Annotated in this window: 14 protein-coding genes; 13 read left to right on the top strand and 1 reads right to left on the bottom strand. The window is 38.0% G+C overall.

Annotated elements, in window-relative coordinates; all coding sequences use genetic code 11:
• Positions 1-282: 282 nt before the first annotated feature.
• The 9 genes from MUCPA_RS14975 (at position 283) to MUCPA_RS14935 (ending at position 10999) form a co-directional block, all read left to right on the top strand.
• Complete coding sequence (locus MUCPA_RS14975; RefSeq protein ID WP_008507462.1) at positions 283-1137, top strand: UDP-2,3-diacylglucosamine diphosphatase; 855 nt, start codon at positions 283-285, stop codon at positions 1135-1137.
• A gap of 176 nt (positions 1138-1313) precedes the next feature.
• On the top strand, positions 1314-2297 hold the full coding sequence (locus tag MUCPA_RS14970) for a glycosyltransferase family protein (protein WP_040625998.1): 984 nt from the start codon (positions 1314-1316) through the stop codon (positions 2295-2297).
• Between the two features lie 114 nt (positions 2298-2411).
• Positions 2412-3398 carry a DUF6427 family protein gene (locus MUCPA_RS14965; RefSeq protein ID WP_008507458.1) on the top strand — a complete coding sequence of 329 codons (987 nt, stop codon included), beginning with the start codon at positions 2412-2414 and terminating at the stop codon, positions 3396-3398.
• Positions 3399-3443: 45 nt separating this feature from the next.
• Entirely contained in the window at positions 3444-4136 is a 693-nt protein-coding gene (gene purQ / locus MUCPA_RS14960) for a phosphoribosylformylglycinamidine synthase subunit PurQ (RefSeq protein WP_008507456.1), read from the top strand.
• Positions 4136-4882, top strand: a complete 747-nt coding sequence (locus tag MUCPA_RS14955) for a type III pantothenate kinase (RefSeq protein ID WP_008507454.1) — start codon at positions 4136-4138, stop codon at positions 4880-4882. Before purQ ends, MUCPA_RS14955 begins: the two co-directional genes overlap by 1 nt.
• Positions 4875-6218: a hypothetical protein gene (locus MUCPA_RS14950; RefSeq protein ID WP_008507453.1), complete on the top strand. Its 1344-nt coding sequence runs from the start codon at positions 4875-4877 to the stop codon at positions 6216-6218. Before MUCPA_RS14955 ends, MUCPA_RS14950 begins: the two co-directional genes overlap by 8 nt.
• A gap of 8 nt (positions 6219-6226) precedes the next feature.
• Positions 6227-6826, top strand: coding sequence for an LPS export ABC transporter periplasmic protein LptC (gene lptC / locus MUCPA_RS14945; protein WP_008507452.1), 600 nt, complete (start codon positions 6227-6229; stop codon positions 6824-6826).
• 1468 nt (positions 6827-8294) lie between these two features.
• The gene (locus tag MUCPA_RS14940) at positions 8295-10499 is read left to right on the top strand and encodes a peptidase domain-containing ABC transporter (RefSeq protein ID WP_008507449.1); all 2205 of its coding nucleotides are present in this window, start codon (positions 8295-8297) and stop codon (positions 10497-10499) included.
• 8 nt (positions 10500-10507) lie between these two features.
• Positions 10508-10999, top strand: a complete 492-nt coding sequence (locus MUCPA_RS14935; RefSeq protein WP_008507448.1) for a hypothetical protein — start codon at positions 10508-10510, stop codon at positions 10997-10999.
• Positions 11000-11336: 337 nt separating this feature from the next.
• Here MUCPA_RS14935 and MUCPA_RS14930 read toward each other — a convergent pair whose 3' ends face one another.
• Positions 11337-12917 carry a vitamin K epoxide reductase family protein gene (locus tag MUCPA_RS14930; protein ID WP_008507447.1) on the bottom strand — a complete coding sequence of 527 codons (1581 nt, stop codon included), beginning with the start codon at positions 12915-12917 and terminating at the stop codon, positions 11337-11339.
• Positions 12918-13049: 132 nt separating this feature from the next.
• Between MUCPA_RS14930 and MUCPA_RS14925 the strand changes: the two genes are divergently transcribed.
• From MUCPA_RS14925 to MUCPA_RS38530, 4 genes are all read left to right on the top strand, one after another.
• A complete protein-coding gene (locus MUCPA_RS14925; RefSeq protein ID WP_008507446.1) occupies positions 13050-15164 on the top strand; it encodes a peptidylprolyl isomerase in 2115 nt (704 codons plus the stop codon).
• Positions 15165-15233: 69 nt separating this feature from the next.
• Entirely contained in the window at positions 15234-15749 is a 516-nt protein-coding gene (locus MUCPA_RS14920; protein WP_008507445.1) for a DUF2480 family protein, read from the top strand.
• A 33-nt stretch (positions 15750-15782) separates the two neighbouring features.
• Positions 15783-16553 (top strand): DUF3108 domain-containing protein, encoded by a 771-nt coding sequence (locus MUCPA_RS38535; RefSeq protein ID WP_008507443.1) that lies wholly within the window; start codon positions 15783-15785, stop codon positions 16551-16553.
• Positions 16554-17117 carry a DUF3109 family protein gene (locus MUCPA_RS38530; protein ID WP_008507441.1) on the top strand — a complete coding sequence of 188 codons (564 nt, stop codon included), beginning with the start codon at positions 16554-16556 and terminating at the stop codon, positions 17115-17117. It begins immediately after the preceding gene.
• The last annotated feature ends 43 nt before the right edge of the window (positions 17118-17160 follow it).

Here is a 17160-nt window from a genome sequence, read left to right as displayed (position 1 = left end):
ACTTTTCATAATTAACAGCGTCTTAACATTCAGATAATCTGCTAATCAGATATTTGCACTTAACACTTACTAAGATGAATCAGGAATTTATCCATGTGTTTGAAGTTGGCTTGCTGTTAGTTTTAGTTGGCATTTTTTACTTCAGCCCCTTTGAGCTCAAAGTTAATGATGACGACGAAGACGACGATTAATTATCAGCAAGGCAACTTCCACTATTTAACCGGTTTTTTAAACCGGACTAAATATGCACCCTTAATATTTTGTCCCCCCTCCCAATATTGAATGGTAAAGCGCGAAGTTGATATTGTTGTTATTTCTGATGTGCACCTGGGTACCTACGGTTGCCAAGCCCGCGAGTTGCTGAAGTACCTAAAAAGCATCAAGCCAAAAATTTTGATCCTGAATGGCGATATTATAGATATATGGCAGTTTAGTAAATCGTATTTTCCGGAAGCGCATACCAAGGTATTACGCCGCATTCTGAAATTTGTAGCCGAAGGAATCCCGGTATATTATCTCACCGGTAATCACGATGAGATGCTGCGCAAGTTTGCCGATTTTAACCTGGGCAGTTTCCAGTTGCTAAATAAGGTGTTGTTAAATATCGACGGCAAAAAGGCCTGGATATTTCATGGTGATATTTTTGATGTTACTATGCAGCACTCCAAATGGCTGGCTAAACTGGGCGCAGTTGGGTATGATACCCTGATCCTGATTAACAGTATGGTAAACTGGTGCCTCAGATTGCTTGGCCGGCCTAAAATGAGTTTCTCGCAAAAGGTAAAGGCCCGCTTTAAGGACGCCGTTAAATTTATCAATCATTTTGAGCAAACCGCTGCCGACCTGGCCGTAGATAAAGGCTATGATTATGTGATATGCGGGCATATCCATCACGCAGAAATCAGGGAAATTAAGGGCGAAGACAGGGACGGCTCGGTATTGTACCTCAACTCCGGCGATTGGGTGGAGAGCCTGACGGCGTTGGAATATCAAAATAATACCTGGAGCATTTATAAATACCAACCGGATGATTTTAAAACAGAAGCCGAGGATGACGATAAAACGGATTCGGAAGATCTGGATGCTAAAATGAATGTGCTGGACCTTTTGGAGCGTTTTAAGCAGGAAACTAATTAAATAGGCACGAATTCCACTAATGGAAACTAATTTTCACGAATGGAATGGGCAAATTGATGGCGCTAATTTCTTAACAGCGAATAGAAGATAAGGATTTTACGGATGCCAAAGGGTAATAAAGCAATTAATCTGGTTAAAGGTACCTATCTTTGCGGGGCCTTTTGGATAACAAGCTAATGAAAATACTATACGCGATACAGGGAACGGGCAATGGCCATATCAGCCGCGCCCGCGAAATTGTCCCTCTGTTGCAACAATACGGTGAGCTGGATTTATTGGTAAGCGGTACCGAGGCCGAGATGTCGTTACCGCAGCCGCTTAAATACCGGTTGCACGGTGCCAGTTACGTTTTTGGCAAAACCGGCGGTATTGATAAGTGGGCCACCTTTAAGCTCATGGATCTGCGCCAGCTTTGGCACGACATGCGTAGTATTCCGCTTAAGCAGTATGATTTGATTGTGAACGATTTTGAACCTGTAACAGCATGGGCCTGCCGCCTTCAAAAAGTTAAGTCAGTTTCCCTGAGCCATCAATGTTCTTTTATATCAAAAAAAACGCCCCGCCCTGCCAAGTGGAATTTTGCCGAACTGATTTTTAAATACTATTCGCCAACAGATGATCACATCGGGTTTCATTTTGACAGGTACGATGATTTTATCCATACCCCCGTTATCCGCAGCCAGATCCGCAACCTGGAGCCGAGCCATAGGGGCCATTATACGGTGTATCTGCCCGCTTATGACGACCGCACCCTGGTAAAATACCTGAAACAAATAGATGTACCCTGGCAGATATTTTCAAAAAGGCAGAAGACAACCTATCAGGAAGGTAATGTGCAGGTTAACCCGGTTAATAACGAATCCTTTAATCAAAGCATGGCCAGTTGTGAGGGCTTATTGACGGGTGGCGGCTTTGAAGGACCGGCAGAGGCGCTGTTTCTGCAAAAAAAAGTGGTGATGATTCCGATGAAAGATCAATATGAGCAGCAATGCAACGCTTTGGCGGCATCAAGGTTAGGTGTGCCTGTTATCCACGAGATAGACGACACTTTTGTAGCTAAAATAAAAGCCTGGGTAGAAGACGATAATATCATCAAAGTAAATTTTCCTGACGAGACGGCCTCCATTATTGAAAACATGGTAAAAAAGTATGCGCGGTAGGCACCAACTGCCAGGTACTGGTTTTAAAACCAGGGCTTAAATTGATCTAACGGCGTAACTTGCTTTTAGCTTCGCTGTTTTTCTGCTAATATTGCTGCAAATAGTTCAAACCACATGATCAACGTTTTCAGAGCGCTTAATCCATTTAATATTCTTTGGCTCGGCATCGTTCTGATCGTGTTGCGTATAAGCTATTTAGTCTTGCCGCCTAACCATATCGAATTTACTTTTGTTGAGCCCTTTGCACGCCTGCTTATCCCGGTTAATTACGAAAACTTTTTTACCCCGGTTAATAATTTATTAATAGCGGCGGTAATGATTTTTATTCAGGCCCTTTGGCTCAACCAAATGGTTAACAAATATAGCCTGTTGGGCAGGCCTACTTTTTTGCCCGCGCTAATGTACGTTACCGTATCGGCCTTATTTACCGACTTTTTAATACTTAGCCCGCCGTTAATTTGTAACTTTTTGATATTGTGGATGATTGATAAGCTGCTAAAGCTTTACGACCCTACCAGCGCTAAAACAACAACATTCGATCTGGGCATGATAGTGGGGATAGGCACCCTCATTTATTTCCCTTATATCTATATGTTTTTAGCCGTTTGGGTGGGGCTTGTTATCTTCAGGCCCTTTAACTGGCGCGAATGGGTTTCCGTTTTGATGGGCTTTATTACTATATTCTTTTTCCTGGCGGTTTTTTACTACATGAATGACCGCATCGATCAGTTTTATAAAATATGGCTTCCGCTGGGCCACAGCTTTCCTAATAAGGTAAATATCAACTATTATCAATATATTGTATTGATCCCGGTAATTGTAATTTTGGCGCTTGGGATTTTTAGGCTGAGGGGAAATTTCTTTAAAAGCTACGTTCAAATACGCAAGGCTTTCCAATTACTCACGGTGATTTTTATTATTACCGCACTCTCCTTTTATGTAAAAACAAACTTCAGGTTAAGCCATTTTATTTTATGCGCCATACCCGCCTGCACCATGATGGCCTACTACTTTTTATATGCTACCAAGCGCTGGTTTTACGAAACCCTGTATCTTTTATTAATTATAGGCATCATTTACTTCCAGTTTAACAATTTTTAACTTTTAATTTCGTGCAAATGTGCCTGCTTGTATTAGTTTTGTAACATGAAGTTCGGCGTAGTCATTTTTCCTGGCTCCAATTGTGATCAAGATATCATTTATGTATTGGAGAAAATTATGGGTCAGCAAGTTGTGCAGCTTTGGCACAAAGATCATGATCTGCAAGATGTTGATTTTGTAATCCTGCCCGGTGGGTTTTCCTTTGGCGACTATTTACGCTCCGGCGCCATAGCACGCTTTTCGCCCATTATGCGCGAGGTGATCAGCTTTGCAGCCAAAGGTGGATATGTATGGGGTATCTGCAACGGTTTCCAGATACTGGCCGAAGCCGGTTTGGTACCCGGGGCCCTGCTGCATAACCAGAGCCGTAAGTTTATCTGCAATAATATTTACCTGAAGTCGCAAACTTCAAACTCCATGTTAACATCACAGGTTGACGCCGATAAGGCGCTAAAGATACCTATAGCACATGGCGAGGGTAACTTTTTTGCCGATGCGGATACCATTAAAGAACTGAATGACCGCGAGCAGGTGCTTTTCCGCTACTGCGATGCCGGTGGCAATATCTCATCGGCTTCAAATCCAAACGGATCAATTGAAAACATAGCCGGGGTATGCAATAAAAACCGTAACGTATTCGGCATGATGCCCCACCCTGAGCGTGCGGCCGACAGCCTTTTGGCAAACGAAGATGGGCTTGCAATTTTTGAATCCATATTATCGTTTGTGAAAGCCTGATGGCTAACCTGGTTATTGATATTGGTAACTCATTTACTAAAATAGCGGTTTTTAGCTTTAGTGAATTAATTTGGACCAAAAGTTACGTCGATATTGATAACCAGCTCATTGATGATGTTTTAAATGATTTTAAACCGCTTAAGGCCATCCTCTCAACAGTAAAAAAACAGCATACCGAAACCTGGGAGGCCTATTTGAGTACGCGCCTGCAGGTGGTTAAGTTTAAGGCAACTATGGCTAAATCCATCAAAAACCATTACCGCACGCCGCAAACCCTTGGGGCTGACAGGTTAGCGGCAGTTGCCGGGGCCAGGGCTCTTTATCCGGGCAGCAGTAATATGGTTATAGATGCAGGCACTTGTATTACTTATGATTGGGTAGATAAAGAGGGAAATTATTTTGGAGGGAGTATATCGCCGGGTTTAAACATGCGTTATAAAGCTTTAAATTATTATACCGCTGCCCTGCCCTTGCTCGAAGCGGATATGCAATTTAATGCAAATAGTGGCGACGATACCCAAACAGCTATCCGGTCTGGCGTGCAAAACGGCATCCGGTTTGAAGTTGACGGCTTTATACAAAGCTATTTTAATACAGGGGCTCCAATGAATATATTACTAACCGGGGGCGATTCTATTTTTTTTGATACTCTATTGAAAAATAGCATCTTTGCCGCTCACATAAAAATTGAACCTCATTTGGTTTTAAGTGGATTAAACGCAGTTATACAACAGCATAATGATTAATTATATCAAGTTTTTTTTAGTATTTCTATTTTCTGCCTCGGCAATAAGCGTATTTGCGCAAAGTAACGCTACCACAAGCTCCCCCTATTCAAAATATGGAATAGGCGATATTGACGAAGCCCTTTTACCGCAAACCCGGGGCATGGGGGGCATCAGTACAGCGGTGCGGAAGCTAGGCGGTAATGCAAGCGCTTATAATGATATTAACGTAATGAATCCGGCGTCATATAGTTCCATTAGCTTAACCACTATTGATATTGGCGCCTTTGGCAGCTTTACCTCTTTACGAACCAGCACTGTTGGCTCCCAAACCAGCACCAACTTCAGGTTAAGCCACATTGCCTTTGCAATTCCGGTAAGCAGGCATTCGGCGGTAAGCTTCGGTTTATTGCCTTATTCCAATTTGGGCTACAATTACCGCCAGCAAAGCTCGGTGCCTTTAAACAGGGCTTCATCGGGCGGTATAGATACCAGCACTGTAGTTAACAGCATATACTCCGGTGAGGGCGGCTTGTCGAAAGCTTATATCGGGTACGGTTTTGGTTTGGGCGAAAATTTAAACCTGGGCTTTAACGTAGCCTATATTTTTGGCAGCGAAAAGCAATACCGCTCAACCGAATTTCCGGAATTGGCTACAACCATTAATTCAAAAATGGAAAACAGTTTTACCGCGGGTGGTTTAAATTTTGATTACGGTTTGCAGTATAATATCAAAGTGAGCGAAACAAGGCGCTTCACCATCGCTTATTCGGGCTCGTCCTCGTCAAGCATCAGTGCCAATAGCAAATTCATCGTAAGCCAATACTTTCTGGCATCCGATGGTACTGCCGATATAGCCAGGGATAGTCTTATAAGCACATCAACCTCCGGTAAAATTAAATTGCCACTTATCCACAGGTTCGGTATCGCTTACCAAAAAGATGGTAAATTTATGATCGGTGCCGATTTTAAAACCGGCCAATGGTCAAATTTATCTATCTTAGGTGTAAATGCCGGTTTACAAAACAGCCAAAGCTTTGCCATCGGCGGGCAAATTACCCCCAATATCGATGCGATCAACAATTACTTAGCCTGGGTTGATTACCGCTTTGGCTTAAAATACGATAAAACCTATATCAATACCAACGGAACCGATATTAAGCAATACGCGGCAACATTTGGCTTTGGTTTGCCTATATCCAGCGAAAGGCGCACAAGTATCTACAAAGTCAATATATCGGCAGAGGTAGGCCGCAGGGGCACGCTTGACAATGGCCTGGTGCGCGAAACCTATTATAACCTGCACTTAGGGTTTACCATTAACGATAAATGGTTCCAGAAATACAAGTTTGATTAATTTGCAGCATGAAGCAACCGAAATGGTTAGCCGGAATATTCTTACCAGCATGGTTAATTGCCATGCTGCTGCAGGGCTGTGAGAATGATTTAAATAAGGTTAAACAAATTTCGGCGATGGAATCAAATACCCATGTGGATACCACCAAGGGTGCCGAGGTAATTTACAGCGACTCCGCTAAGGTTAAAGCGCGGGTATTAGCGCCTTTAATGCTTCACCATACTATATCCCTTCCTTTCTACGAAATGCCAAAAGGGGTAAAGATTACTTTTTTCGAGGAAAATCTGAATAAAACCAAAGATAATCCGGAAAACCATATCCTATGCACTGTCGTGTCCGATTATGCCATCACCAGCAATAACGATAAACTGATCGAGTTGCGTAAAAACGTAGTGGTAAGCAATCCTGCCGGTGATGTCTTAAAGTCGGACGAGCTGTTTTACGATTCGATTAAAAAGATAATTTACAGCAATAAAAAATGTTGGTTAAATAAGGCTGATGGCACTGCCCTGGATGGAACATCATTTATAAGCAATGAAACTTTTACCGATTATCGCTTTGAAAAGGGTAAAGGCGACATCATAACCAAAGGTAATTTAACCAATTAATACGGATAGAAATCTATTATGTAATGAAGTATTTATTCATTTGTATGGCGGCCTATCGATATCATACAGAATGGGCTTAATTAATAAAAGGGAAACCGAATCAAAAGAGCAGACCAAGGATAACATTTCATTAAATGAAAATTTTAGAAGTAAACACGTATAGTTGATTGATTTTTGAAAACGATTTCCCAGAGCATTTAATACTAACAAGTACTTAAGCATGGGCCGCTTTGACATTGACAGTTAGCATCTGCTTCCCTATATCCGCAGTAAAATATAGTGTTTCCACAGTATCCAAAAGCACTACAGCACAAGTTCATAGGACATGTTGCACCTCCCGCTTGATAACCACACTCCACATCGCCTGTTGAGGTTTTCCCTCCGACAATTCTTTTTAGTTGTTCCCTTGATAATTGAACGTTATTTTTCATTTTCTAAAACGTTAAATGGTTAAACTTAAGTATCACTATTAATATGGTGCTAAATTTAAAATAATAAATTAATATTATTGGCATTTGAAGCGCATTTGCCTATGTGACACATTGCTAGCTATTGGATAGCAATCGGTAATTTATATTGATTCGATTCTGCGTATATATCCACGGGTGCTATTTTCCTTTATTTTAGCGAAATGGAAGATTTTCGTATGGGCAGAAAAAAAGCAACATTTACTTATTGATATTATTACAATAACGATATCTAAGCGGTATGAAAGTCATGATGATTTATTGAATTATCCTCAATCATCTATAAAAAATACGGCGGATTTATGATTATTACCTTAATCCAAAGAGTTGCATTGGTTCATAAAGTGTAATATTTTCGGTACTGTTTATAGCAATCGTCCAAAGGACTTAAGTTACTTATAATCAAAGTAACTTTAATATGAACCGGCGTTGTTTTATAACCACAAAATGTATATCTTTAATTGTGATTTTTATAGAGATAAGTAAATCAATCTAATAGTATATTCATCGAATATGTGTTCACTTGATTTGTTGAACGTTCCGGTAATATTGAATAGAATATTATCATATTTGTTACCTCCTCATTAAACACTTCTTTTTTATCTGACTTTCAAGCAAATACATCGTTGCTTAATGTTTTTAAAATCATGGGATTAGGCATTTCTGTTTTATTGCTAATTCAAAGTATTGATAACACAATCCGTTAATTCATAAATTATGTTTGGGGGTCAGAAACAAGCTGCAACACTATTCTTTCATAAAAAACGTCAAAAATTCTTGGAGGGGTCAGTTGAAAGCATAACTGCTAGCAGGGTTATGAATTTGACGGATCTTGATTAATCGTCTAGCGACGATTCAATTGAAAGTTCATTAACATCCATTATAAACTCAATATTGGTTAGCATTGTCATTAAATAATGGATATAACAGTTAAATTTATGATTTTATCTTGAAAAGATACCATATTTACTGTATAATCTAATTTTAGTTGTATAAGCATTATGTTTTACTTTCCTATTTATAAACAACTTAACGCCATGGATTGTGGTGTGACTTGCCTAAAAATGATATCAAAGTATTATGGAAGGTATTATAATACATCTCGATTAAAAGAGATAGCAGGTTTCAATAAAGATGGAGTATCTATGTTGGGGATAATGGAGGCTGCTCAGGCTATTGGCTTTGAAAGTTTTGGCGCTCAATTGACTTACGACGATCTTATAAAGGAAATACACTCTCCCAGTATCCTGCATTGGAATCAAAATCATTTTGTGATATTAATACCTTCAAAAAGACTAAATCGAAAAAATAAATTAAAAATTGTAGATCCTAGTAGAGGGCTACTCATTATTAACAAGGACGAATTGTTGAAATGCTGGTGTAGTACAGATAGGACTCAAAACGAGTGTTTAGGAACGATCCTTGTACTTAGGCCGACTGATAATTTCTATAAAATGGAGGGAGATAAAGAAAATGGAATTGGCTGGAGACGAATATTGCAATACCTAAAACTTACAAGATGGCAGATAATCCAGGTATTTATTTCTCTTTTTATTACATCAATATTGCAATTTGTATTTCCCTTTTTTACGCAAAGTTTAGTTGATAATGGAATTGATACTAAAAATTTAAATTTCATAGTTCTTGTGCTTTTGGGTCAACTAATGTTAATATTTAGTAGAACTATAGTCGATTTTCTTCGCAATCGACTATTACTTAATATTTCGATGATTATAAATATCTCAATATTGTCGGATTTCTGGATTAAATTAACAAATCTCCCTATTGCTTATTTTGACATTCATCACTCGGGAGATACATTGCAACGTATTAACGATAATAAACAAATCCAAACGTTTTTAAGCGGATCGGTTTTAAATACATTGTTTTCTTTTTTTAACTTATTCATTTTTTCAGTAATTCTAGTTAAATATAACCGTACGTTGTTTTTAATATTTATAGTTAGTACAATAGTTTACATGTGTTGGATTTATTTATTCCTTTCGCTTAGAAGGAAAATAAATTATCAATCTTTTCATAATTATTCTCGTGAAAATAGCCTGACTATCCAGCTAATTCAAGGTATGCAGGAAATAAGGCTGAATAATGCCGAACAAGCGAAAAGATGGGAATGGGAGAATGTTCAGGTTGATATTTTTAAACTTAATTTTAAGACACTAACATATAATCAGTTTCAGCAATCTGGTAGCTTATTTATCAATCAAGCAAAAGATGTAATTATAACTTTTTTAGTTGCCAAATTAGTAATCAATGGTGGTTTGACATTTGGCGCCATGTTGGCAATTCAATACATACTTGGTCAACTAAATAGCCCAATTGAACAGATTATTTCTTTTGTTCAAAGTGCTCAAGATGCTAAAATAAGTATTGAAAGGTTGAACGAAGTACATCAAGTTCCCAATGAGGAAAATCATGACAAAACGTGTTTAACAACATTACCATCGGACAAAAGTATAAAAATCAATCAGTTGTATTTCAATTATCCAGGCGGCGCGGACGAGTTTGCATTGAAAAACATAAATTTGGAAATCAATGAAGGTGAGGTTACTGCGATTGTTGGAAATAGCGGCAGCGGTAAGACCACGTTACTTAAGATATTATTAAAATTTTATGATTCTTATGACGGGAGTATATGTTTAGGTGGGGTTGATTTCAAGGATATTAATCCGTCCTTTTGGAGAAGTAACTGTGGTTCTGTACTCCAAAATGGATATATATTTAATGATACCATTTTAAACAATATAATTATAGGAAAAGGAAGTGTGGATTTTAAAATGCTTATTGAAGTATGCCAATCTGTTAATATCTTGTCCTTCATAAATTCCCTTCCTAATAAGTTTGAAACTATAATTGGCAGTGAAGGAACAGGTCTTAGTCAGGGGCAGACTCAGCGCATTTTAATTGCGCGATCAATATATAAAGACCCCTCCTATTTGTTTTTTGATGAAGCGACTAATGCCCTGGATTCGAACAACGAAAGATATATATCTGAAAATTTAAAGGAAATATATAAAGGAAAAACCGTGGTTATTGTAGCTCATCGGTTAAGTACGGTGAAAAATGCAAACAAAATAATAGTTTTCCATGATGGAACAGTCGTTGAGTCAGGAAATCATAAAGACTTATTAGCTTTGGGGGGATATTATTATGAATTAGTTAAAAATCAATTAAATACAAAAAACTAATAACAAGCATGAAAAACTCCCTTAGATCGCAGGCGGTAGAGAATATTATACATAATCGTTCAGGCTTTATATTACAATGGTCATTCTCTGTTTTTTTTTTAATTCCTTTTTTACTACTATTCACAATGTGGTTTATGAAATTCCCCATGTTAATTGCCACAAAAACAGAATTAGAAGTACTTAGCAATAATAATTATAAAATGAGAATCTCCCGATCAGGTCCATTACAATATCATTCCGGAGATAAAATTAAATTGACCTTTGATGTATATCCATTCGAACGTTATGGATTTATAGAAGGCAGATTAGAGAATATTTATCCTTTATTATTGAGTCATGATTTAATTGTTGAAATATCAATTCCCAAAGAATTCACCAGCAACAATAATGTTAAATTTTCAAGAGCTGCATGCTTAAATTCAAAAATGCACGTATTAAAAGAAAGCAATTTCCTATCGCTTTTTTTGAATTATATCCAATCCCAAAAAATATCCTTTTAATTATCATGGGCGGTATAAATAAGACACATAATAGTAGGCTATCAAAGGGTCTTGCCTAAAACAGCCTACTATCTATATAAGATATTTATTTACCCGAAACACTTCGTACAAGGGCCACTTATGCAAGGACAGCTAGAGCCAGCAGGGTAGCCTGACTCCGGTGCTCCCATGCAATAGTCAGAAGTACTGCCACAATAACCTAACCAACTACAGCATAAATTAAGCGGACAAGGCGTAGCATCCGAACATGATAAATTTAAGGTTTGTTGAGCACCTCCAAGAACTCTCTTTAATTGATCTCTAGATAATTGATTCATTTTTTTTATGGTTTTAAGTGTTAAATAAAATATTTAATGTCATCCACTTGATATGGCTTGGGTAACTTATATCCGTTTATTAAAATTGTCGGTGTAACCTCGATTTCGATTAGATTACACCACTCTTGTTGTTTGTCGAATTTTTCTGTTGTTTTACCAAAATCGCCCACTGGAAATCTTTCAATTAATATATTGTAGTTCTTCTTATCTAAACTATACCAGTAGTTTAATGCATGAATACCGACAGTCTTTTCTTTGTTTGTAGTTAAATCTATCATGTGTCGCACCACAACTTCGCTTTCTTGATTGTTTTTAATGGCCAAAAAAATAATTTGAAGTTTAAAGTCAATGAACCCTTTGGACATCCATTCTTCAAGTTTACTATGTGTTTTTGCACAAGGACCGCAATGAAGGTTTGTTATAATTGTTACTATATTACTTGATTGTGGATTCCCGATTATGAAGGAATCATCTTCGTTAAGCAGCCTATACCTTGTTTGATTTTTCAGAAGCGTTTCAAATAAATATTCATTAGCTTTAAAAGCCTTTAAATCTTCTTTGATTTTTTTTATTTCTTGTAGTTTAATCAAATAGGGTTTTAAAATTGACCAAAGCAAGATAGGTAATATAAAACATAGTAACAAGTTAATTAAAGAGTAATTATTGTTTATATCTGAATCGAGCGGACGTAAAACATATCTGTAAAGTTGTGTAAATTCCAACCAAAGTAAAATTTGTATTGAACAACAAAGTGTACACCATTGCTTGGCGACAACACCTTGATAATAAATGGAGTAAAAAGTAAATGGTAGACACATGACATTCATTATTGACAAAAACTGAACTACTCGACCTGAATTACTATTTAAGAGAAAAACCAAGAGGGTACCTAAAAAATAAAAGAAGCCTATTTCGGATAAACTTATTGTCCCTCCCAATACCTTTGCTGCTTTAGATGACAATATAGAATTGCAGCTCGTAATAGTTCCGATGCAAAATTTGCCGATAAATGGATTACTATAATCAATACTCTGAATTAATAGAAGGACTGAAAAAAACAACCCCAAAAGCTTATAACCCACCAGCATTTCATTTTGTAAAGTTAGATTATTAAAAAATGGGCTGTTCCTCAATAATAAATATGATAGGATTATTGAAGAAAAGAAAATAGTTGTAGGTAAATGTAATTTATTGTAAATGAATTTGATTTTGTTCTTTAAGTATTGTGGATCTCCTGAAGCCGACGACGGTTCAGCAATCAAAATAGCACCTGAAAACTCTTTGGAAAATTCTTCAATAGCTATTTTTTTGTCTTTTCCATCCTTGTCTAAAATACTAAACATGCCGTTCCTGGATTCTTTAACTAAAACAAAATCGTTAGACACTAAATGAGCTATGTATGGGATTTCGAGATTGCCCAAATCACTAACAGTCGAATAATAAGACATGTTTTTAACACCGTACTCAGTTAAAAAATCACTTATAGATAACAAACTCGGGTAATTTGGATGCTCGATTAATTCTTGCTGTACGGTATCAATATTTATCCGAATTTTTAAGATTTTAATTAATTTAACAAGTGTTAATATCGTGTTATCCATAGGTGCTTTTAAAAGTTTAGATGTTTTATACTGTTTTTAATCCAAATATAATGATAATAATTTTTTGATAAAACTTTTTACCAAAAGTTGTATCTTGCGCGCTCTTTTGAATAATTTAAATATAGATATTGTATGGGTATAATGGGGTTTTTGCGCGAAAGGTTTGGAAAAATAGTAGCTGCTATTATTGGCCTCGCGCTTTTTGCTTTTATTGCAACCGAAGTAGTTCAGTATGGCAAGTCGTATTTTAACGGTTCGGCTAACGATGTTGGCGAGGTTGACGGCGAAAAAATAAAGAAAGACGACTTTGATAAAAAGGTTGATCAAAACACGGCAAACTTTAAGCAGCAATCAGGCCAGGGTGCTATTAACCCTCAAATTACAAGCTACATCCAGGAAACCACCTGGAGCCAAACGGTAAGCCAGCTTATCCTTCAAAAAGAAATTGATAAATTAGGTTTGGTAGTTGGTGTTGACGAAACCAAGGACATGATCAGCGGCCCTACCCCTAATCAGTTAATCCTGCAAAATTTTGGCAACCAGCAAACCGGTCAGTTTGACAGAAGCGCGTTAAACGAGTTTTTAGGCAGACTGAGAGTGGCCAAGGCCGACGATCCGATTAAAGCTACCTGGGCAAATTTTGTTACCCAGATGATTGAGGGCAAAAAGATTGAAAAATACATAACCCTTGTAAAAAATGGTTTGTATGTAAACAGCCTTGATGCTAAAGATGATTACGAAGCCAAAAATAAACTGGTTAACTTTAAATATGTAGCCCTTGATTATGCTTCTATACCTGATAACAAGATAACCCTTACTGATGATGATTATAAAAGTTATTATGATGAACATAAAAAACAATTTAAAAATCAACAGGAGTTAAGAAGCCTTGCATATGTTGCTTTTGATGCATCGCCATCTAAAGACGACTCTGCTGCCGTAAAAGAGCAGATCACCAAATTAATACCCGAGTTTAAAGCGGCCACTGACGATTCGTTATTTGTAGCTGTTAATGCAGAAAGCAAAACGCCGTTAATCTATCAGAAAAAAGGACAACTTGATCCGCAGATAGATTCATTGATGCTTAACGCATCTAAAGGATTTACTTACGGACCGTATTTTTCAAACGGTTACTATAAAGTAGCCAAATTGGTTGATTCACGTTTTAGCCCTGATTCTGTTAAGGCTCGTCATATCCTGATCAGTATACAAGCCGAAGGGAGCCCTGAAAAAGCAGTTGCCAAAGCCGATTCATTAAAAAAACTGATCCAAAGCGGTAAAAAAACTTTTGCCGAGTTAGCCCCGCTAAACTCTATCGATAAAGGATCGGCTGTTAAAGGCGGCGATCTGGGAACTTTTGCACGCGGATCCATGATCCCTGTTTTTGAAGATGCGGTATTTAACGGCAAAAAAGGAGACATTAAAATTGTTACTTCACAATATGGTGTCCACCTGATTGAAATTTTAGATCAAAAAGGATCATCAAAAGTAGTTAAAGTAGCTGTTGTTGATAAACCGCTTGAGCCAAGCAGCAAAACTAAATCAGCAGCTTACTCTAAAGCTCAGGCATTTTTAGGATCGTTAAACAAAAATAACTTTGACGAAGAAGTTAAAAAGGCAGGCTTGACCAAAAAAACAGCCGAAGATTTAAATGGCTTAGCTTCATCAGCCCCAGGCTTGGATAATATCCGCGATTTGGTACGCTGGGCATTTAAGGCTGATAAAGGTGACTTTACAGACCAGGTTTACGAACCAGGTAACGAATATGTTATCGCTCAATTAACCGAAATTAAACCTAAAGGTGTTTTATCTTTAGAGGCAGTTAAAAAACAAATACAACCTGCGGTTTTAAATATTGCCAAGGCTAAGCAACTTGCTCCTAAATTACAGGCTGCAACAAATGGATCTTCAACTATTGATCAGGTTGCTCAAAAATCAAATACGCAAGTTACGCCGGTACAAAACATTGTTTTTGCTAACCCTATTGTTCCGGGAGCAGGACAGGAAAATAAATTGATTGGCGCCATATTCGGTTCGCAGCCTAATAAGGTATCAAAGGTTATAGAAGGCGATAGAGGCGTATATGTTTATGTTGTGGATAGCTTTTTAAATCCTGCGCCTTTAAACAATGCGCTACGCCAGAAAGAACAAATAGGCCAGATTTTACTTCAAAGAGCAGAAGGTGGCATATTAGAGGCTTTGAAAAATAAGGCGAATGTCAAAGATTACAGAGCTAAGGTTCTGTAACAATATTTAAGTAATTTTGTATCCGGGATTGGTAATTAAACCTTTTCCGGATTTTTTGTTTAATAGAAAATGGATATCCAGGAAGAAATAGTAAATAAGGTTGCCCAAAGCGGTTTGGTTAGCCTTGACCCGGCAAGTTTTTACCCACCGGGTGAGCGTGTGGTTTACGATATCAAAGAAAATCTTTTTATGGGCCTGATGCTTCGTGAAAAAGATTTCCGCGAGTTTGTTAAAACTCATAACTGGCAGCAATACCAGGATAAAAACGTGGCCCTTACCTGCACTGCTGATGCCATTGTACCTACCTGGGCCTATATGTTGCTGGCAAACAGGATGGCTCCTTATGCCCGCGAAGTTGTTTTTGGCGATTTAGCTACCTTAGAGACTGTATTGTTCGAAAAAGCAATGTATGCTTTAGATGTTGAACAATATCGCGACCAGCGTGTTGTAATTAAGGGATGCGGAGATATACACGTTCCAGAATCGGCTTATGTGGAGTTAACAAAAAGGCTAACTGCCGTAGTAAAAAGTTTAATGTATGGTGAGCCTTGCTCAACGGTACCGATCTATAAACGAAGAGATTAATAATTTTGGATTGCTTTTTGTAATAAGTGCTGTATGAAATATTTGTTTTTGTTTTTTTTAACTGCACTTATCAGCATCAATGCCGGTGCCCAAGAGCTACCTAAAGACGCAACATCATCGTTCCAACCGGGGGAACATTTGCATTACAAGTTAAAGTACGGAATTTTTACCGCTGCCGAGGCTGAACTGCAGGTGCTTAATGGCGATATTAAATTTGATGGTAAACCAAGCTATCATATTATAGCCGATGGAAGAACTACCGGTACCTTTGATATTTTTTACAAAGTGCGCAACCGGTACGAATCATATATCGACTGCAATACCTTACTGCCCTACCGCTATAAAGAGAATCGCCGTGAAGGCAAATACAGGCATAGCGATGATATTACCTTTAATCACGACGATAACAAAATTACAGCTACTAAAGGTGTGTATCCATTTACCGGCAAGGTGTTTGATTTTCCGTCGGCTTATTTTTATGCGCGCTGCCTGGATATGTCGAAAGTGAAAATTGGCGAGAAATTAGTGTTTCATTACTTTTTAGAAGATAAGATTCAGGCTCTCACCATAACCTATATAGGTAAAGAAACCGTTGACTGCTCCATGGGTAAATTTAACTGCCTGAAATTTAATCCCGAAATTATTCCTGGTAATATTTTCAGAAAGGATAGTAAGTTTTATCTTTGGATTACTGACGATAAAAACCGGATACCGGTAAAGGCTCAGGTTGAAGTAATTGTTGGTAGCCTCACCATGGATCTGGTTGAAGCAAAAGGCTTAAAATATCCCTTAAATAATCAATAAATGATTGAAGTTCAAAGCACGCTGGTGCATGAAGATGTTGTGAGAGAGAATTTTGTGTGTAATCTTAACAAGTGCAAGGGTGCCTGCTGCCTCGAAGGCGATTCGGGCGCGCCGCTGGAAGCTGCGGAACTTGATATTTTAAATGAGATATACCCCAAAGTAAAACCCTTCATGACGGCTAAAGGAATAGCGACCGTTGAGGAGGTGGGCACCTATGTAACCGATTTTGAAGGTGATTATACTACACCTTGCGTAGACATCAATAAAGAGTGCGCCTACGTGATCTGGGAAAACGGGATTACCAAATGCGCCATTGAAAAGGCCTGGGAAAATGGCGCTGTGGACTGGCAAAAGCCCATTTCTTGTCATTTGTACCCCATTCGTGTTACCGCATACCCGGAGTTTGACGTATTGAATTACGACCGCTGGAGTATTTGCAGCCCGGCATGTACCTTTGGTGACGAGTTGCAGGTACGCGTACACGAATTTTTAAAAGGTCCGCTTATCCGAAAATACGGACAGGAATGGTATGCCGAGTTAGAAAACCAGGTTTCTGGAATGTAGGCTGCCTGTTTTGATGTTAATTGATATTATTGCAAACCACTCA

The sequence above is a fragment of the Mucilaginibacter paludis DSM 18603 genome (genome assembly GCF_000166195.2).
GTDB classification, from domain to species: domain Bacteria; phylum Bacteroidota; class Bacteroidia; order Sphingobacteriales; family Sphingobacteriaceae; genus Mucilaginibacter; species Mucilaginibacter paludis.
The sequence above is the reverse complement of the archived record's forward strand: the minus strand, read 5'-3'. Positions and strand labels throughout refer to the sequence as shown.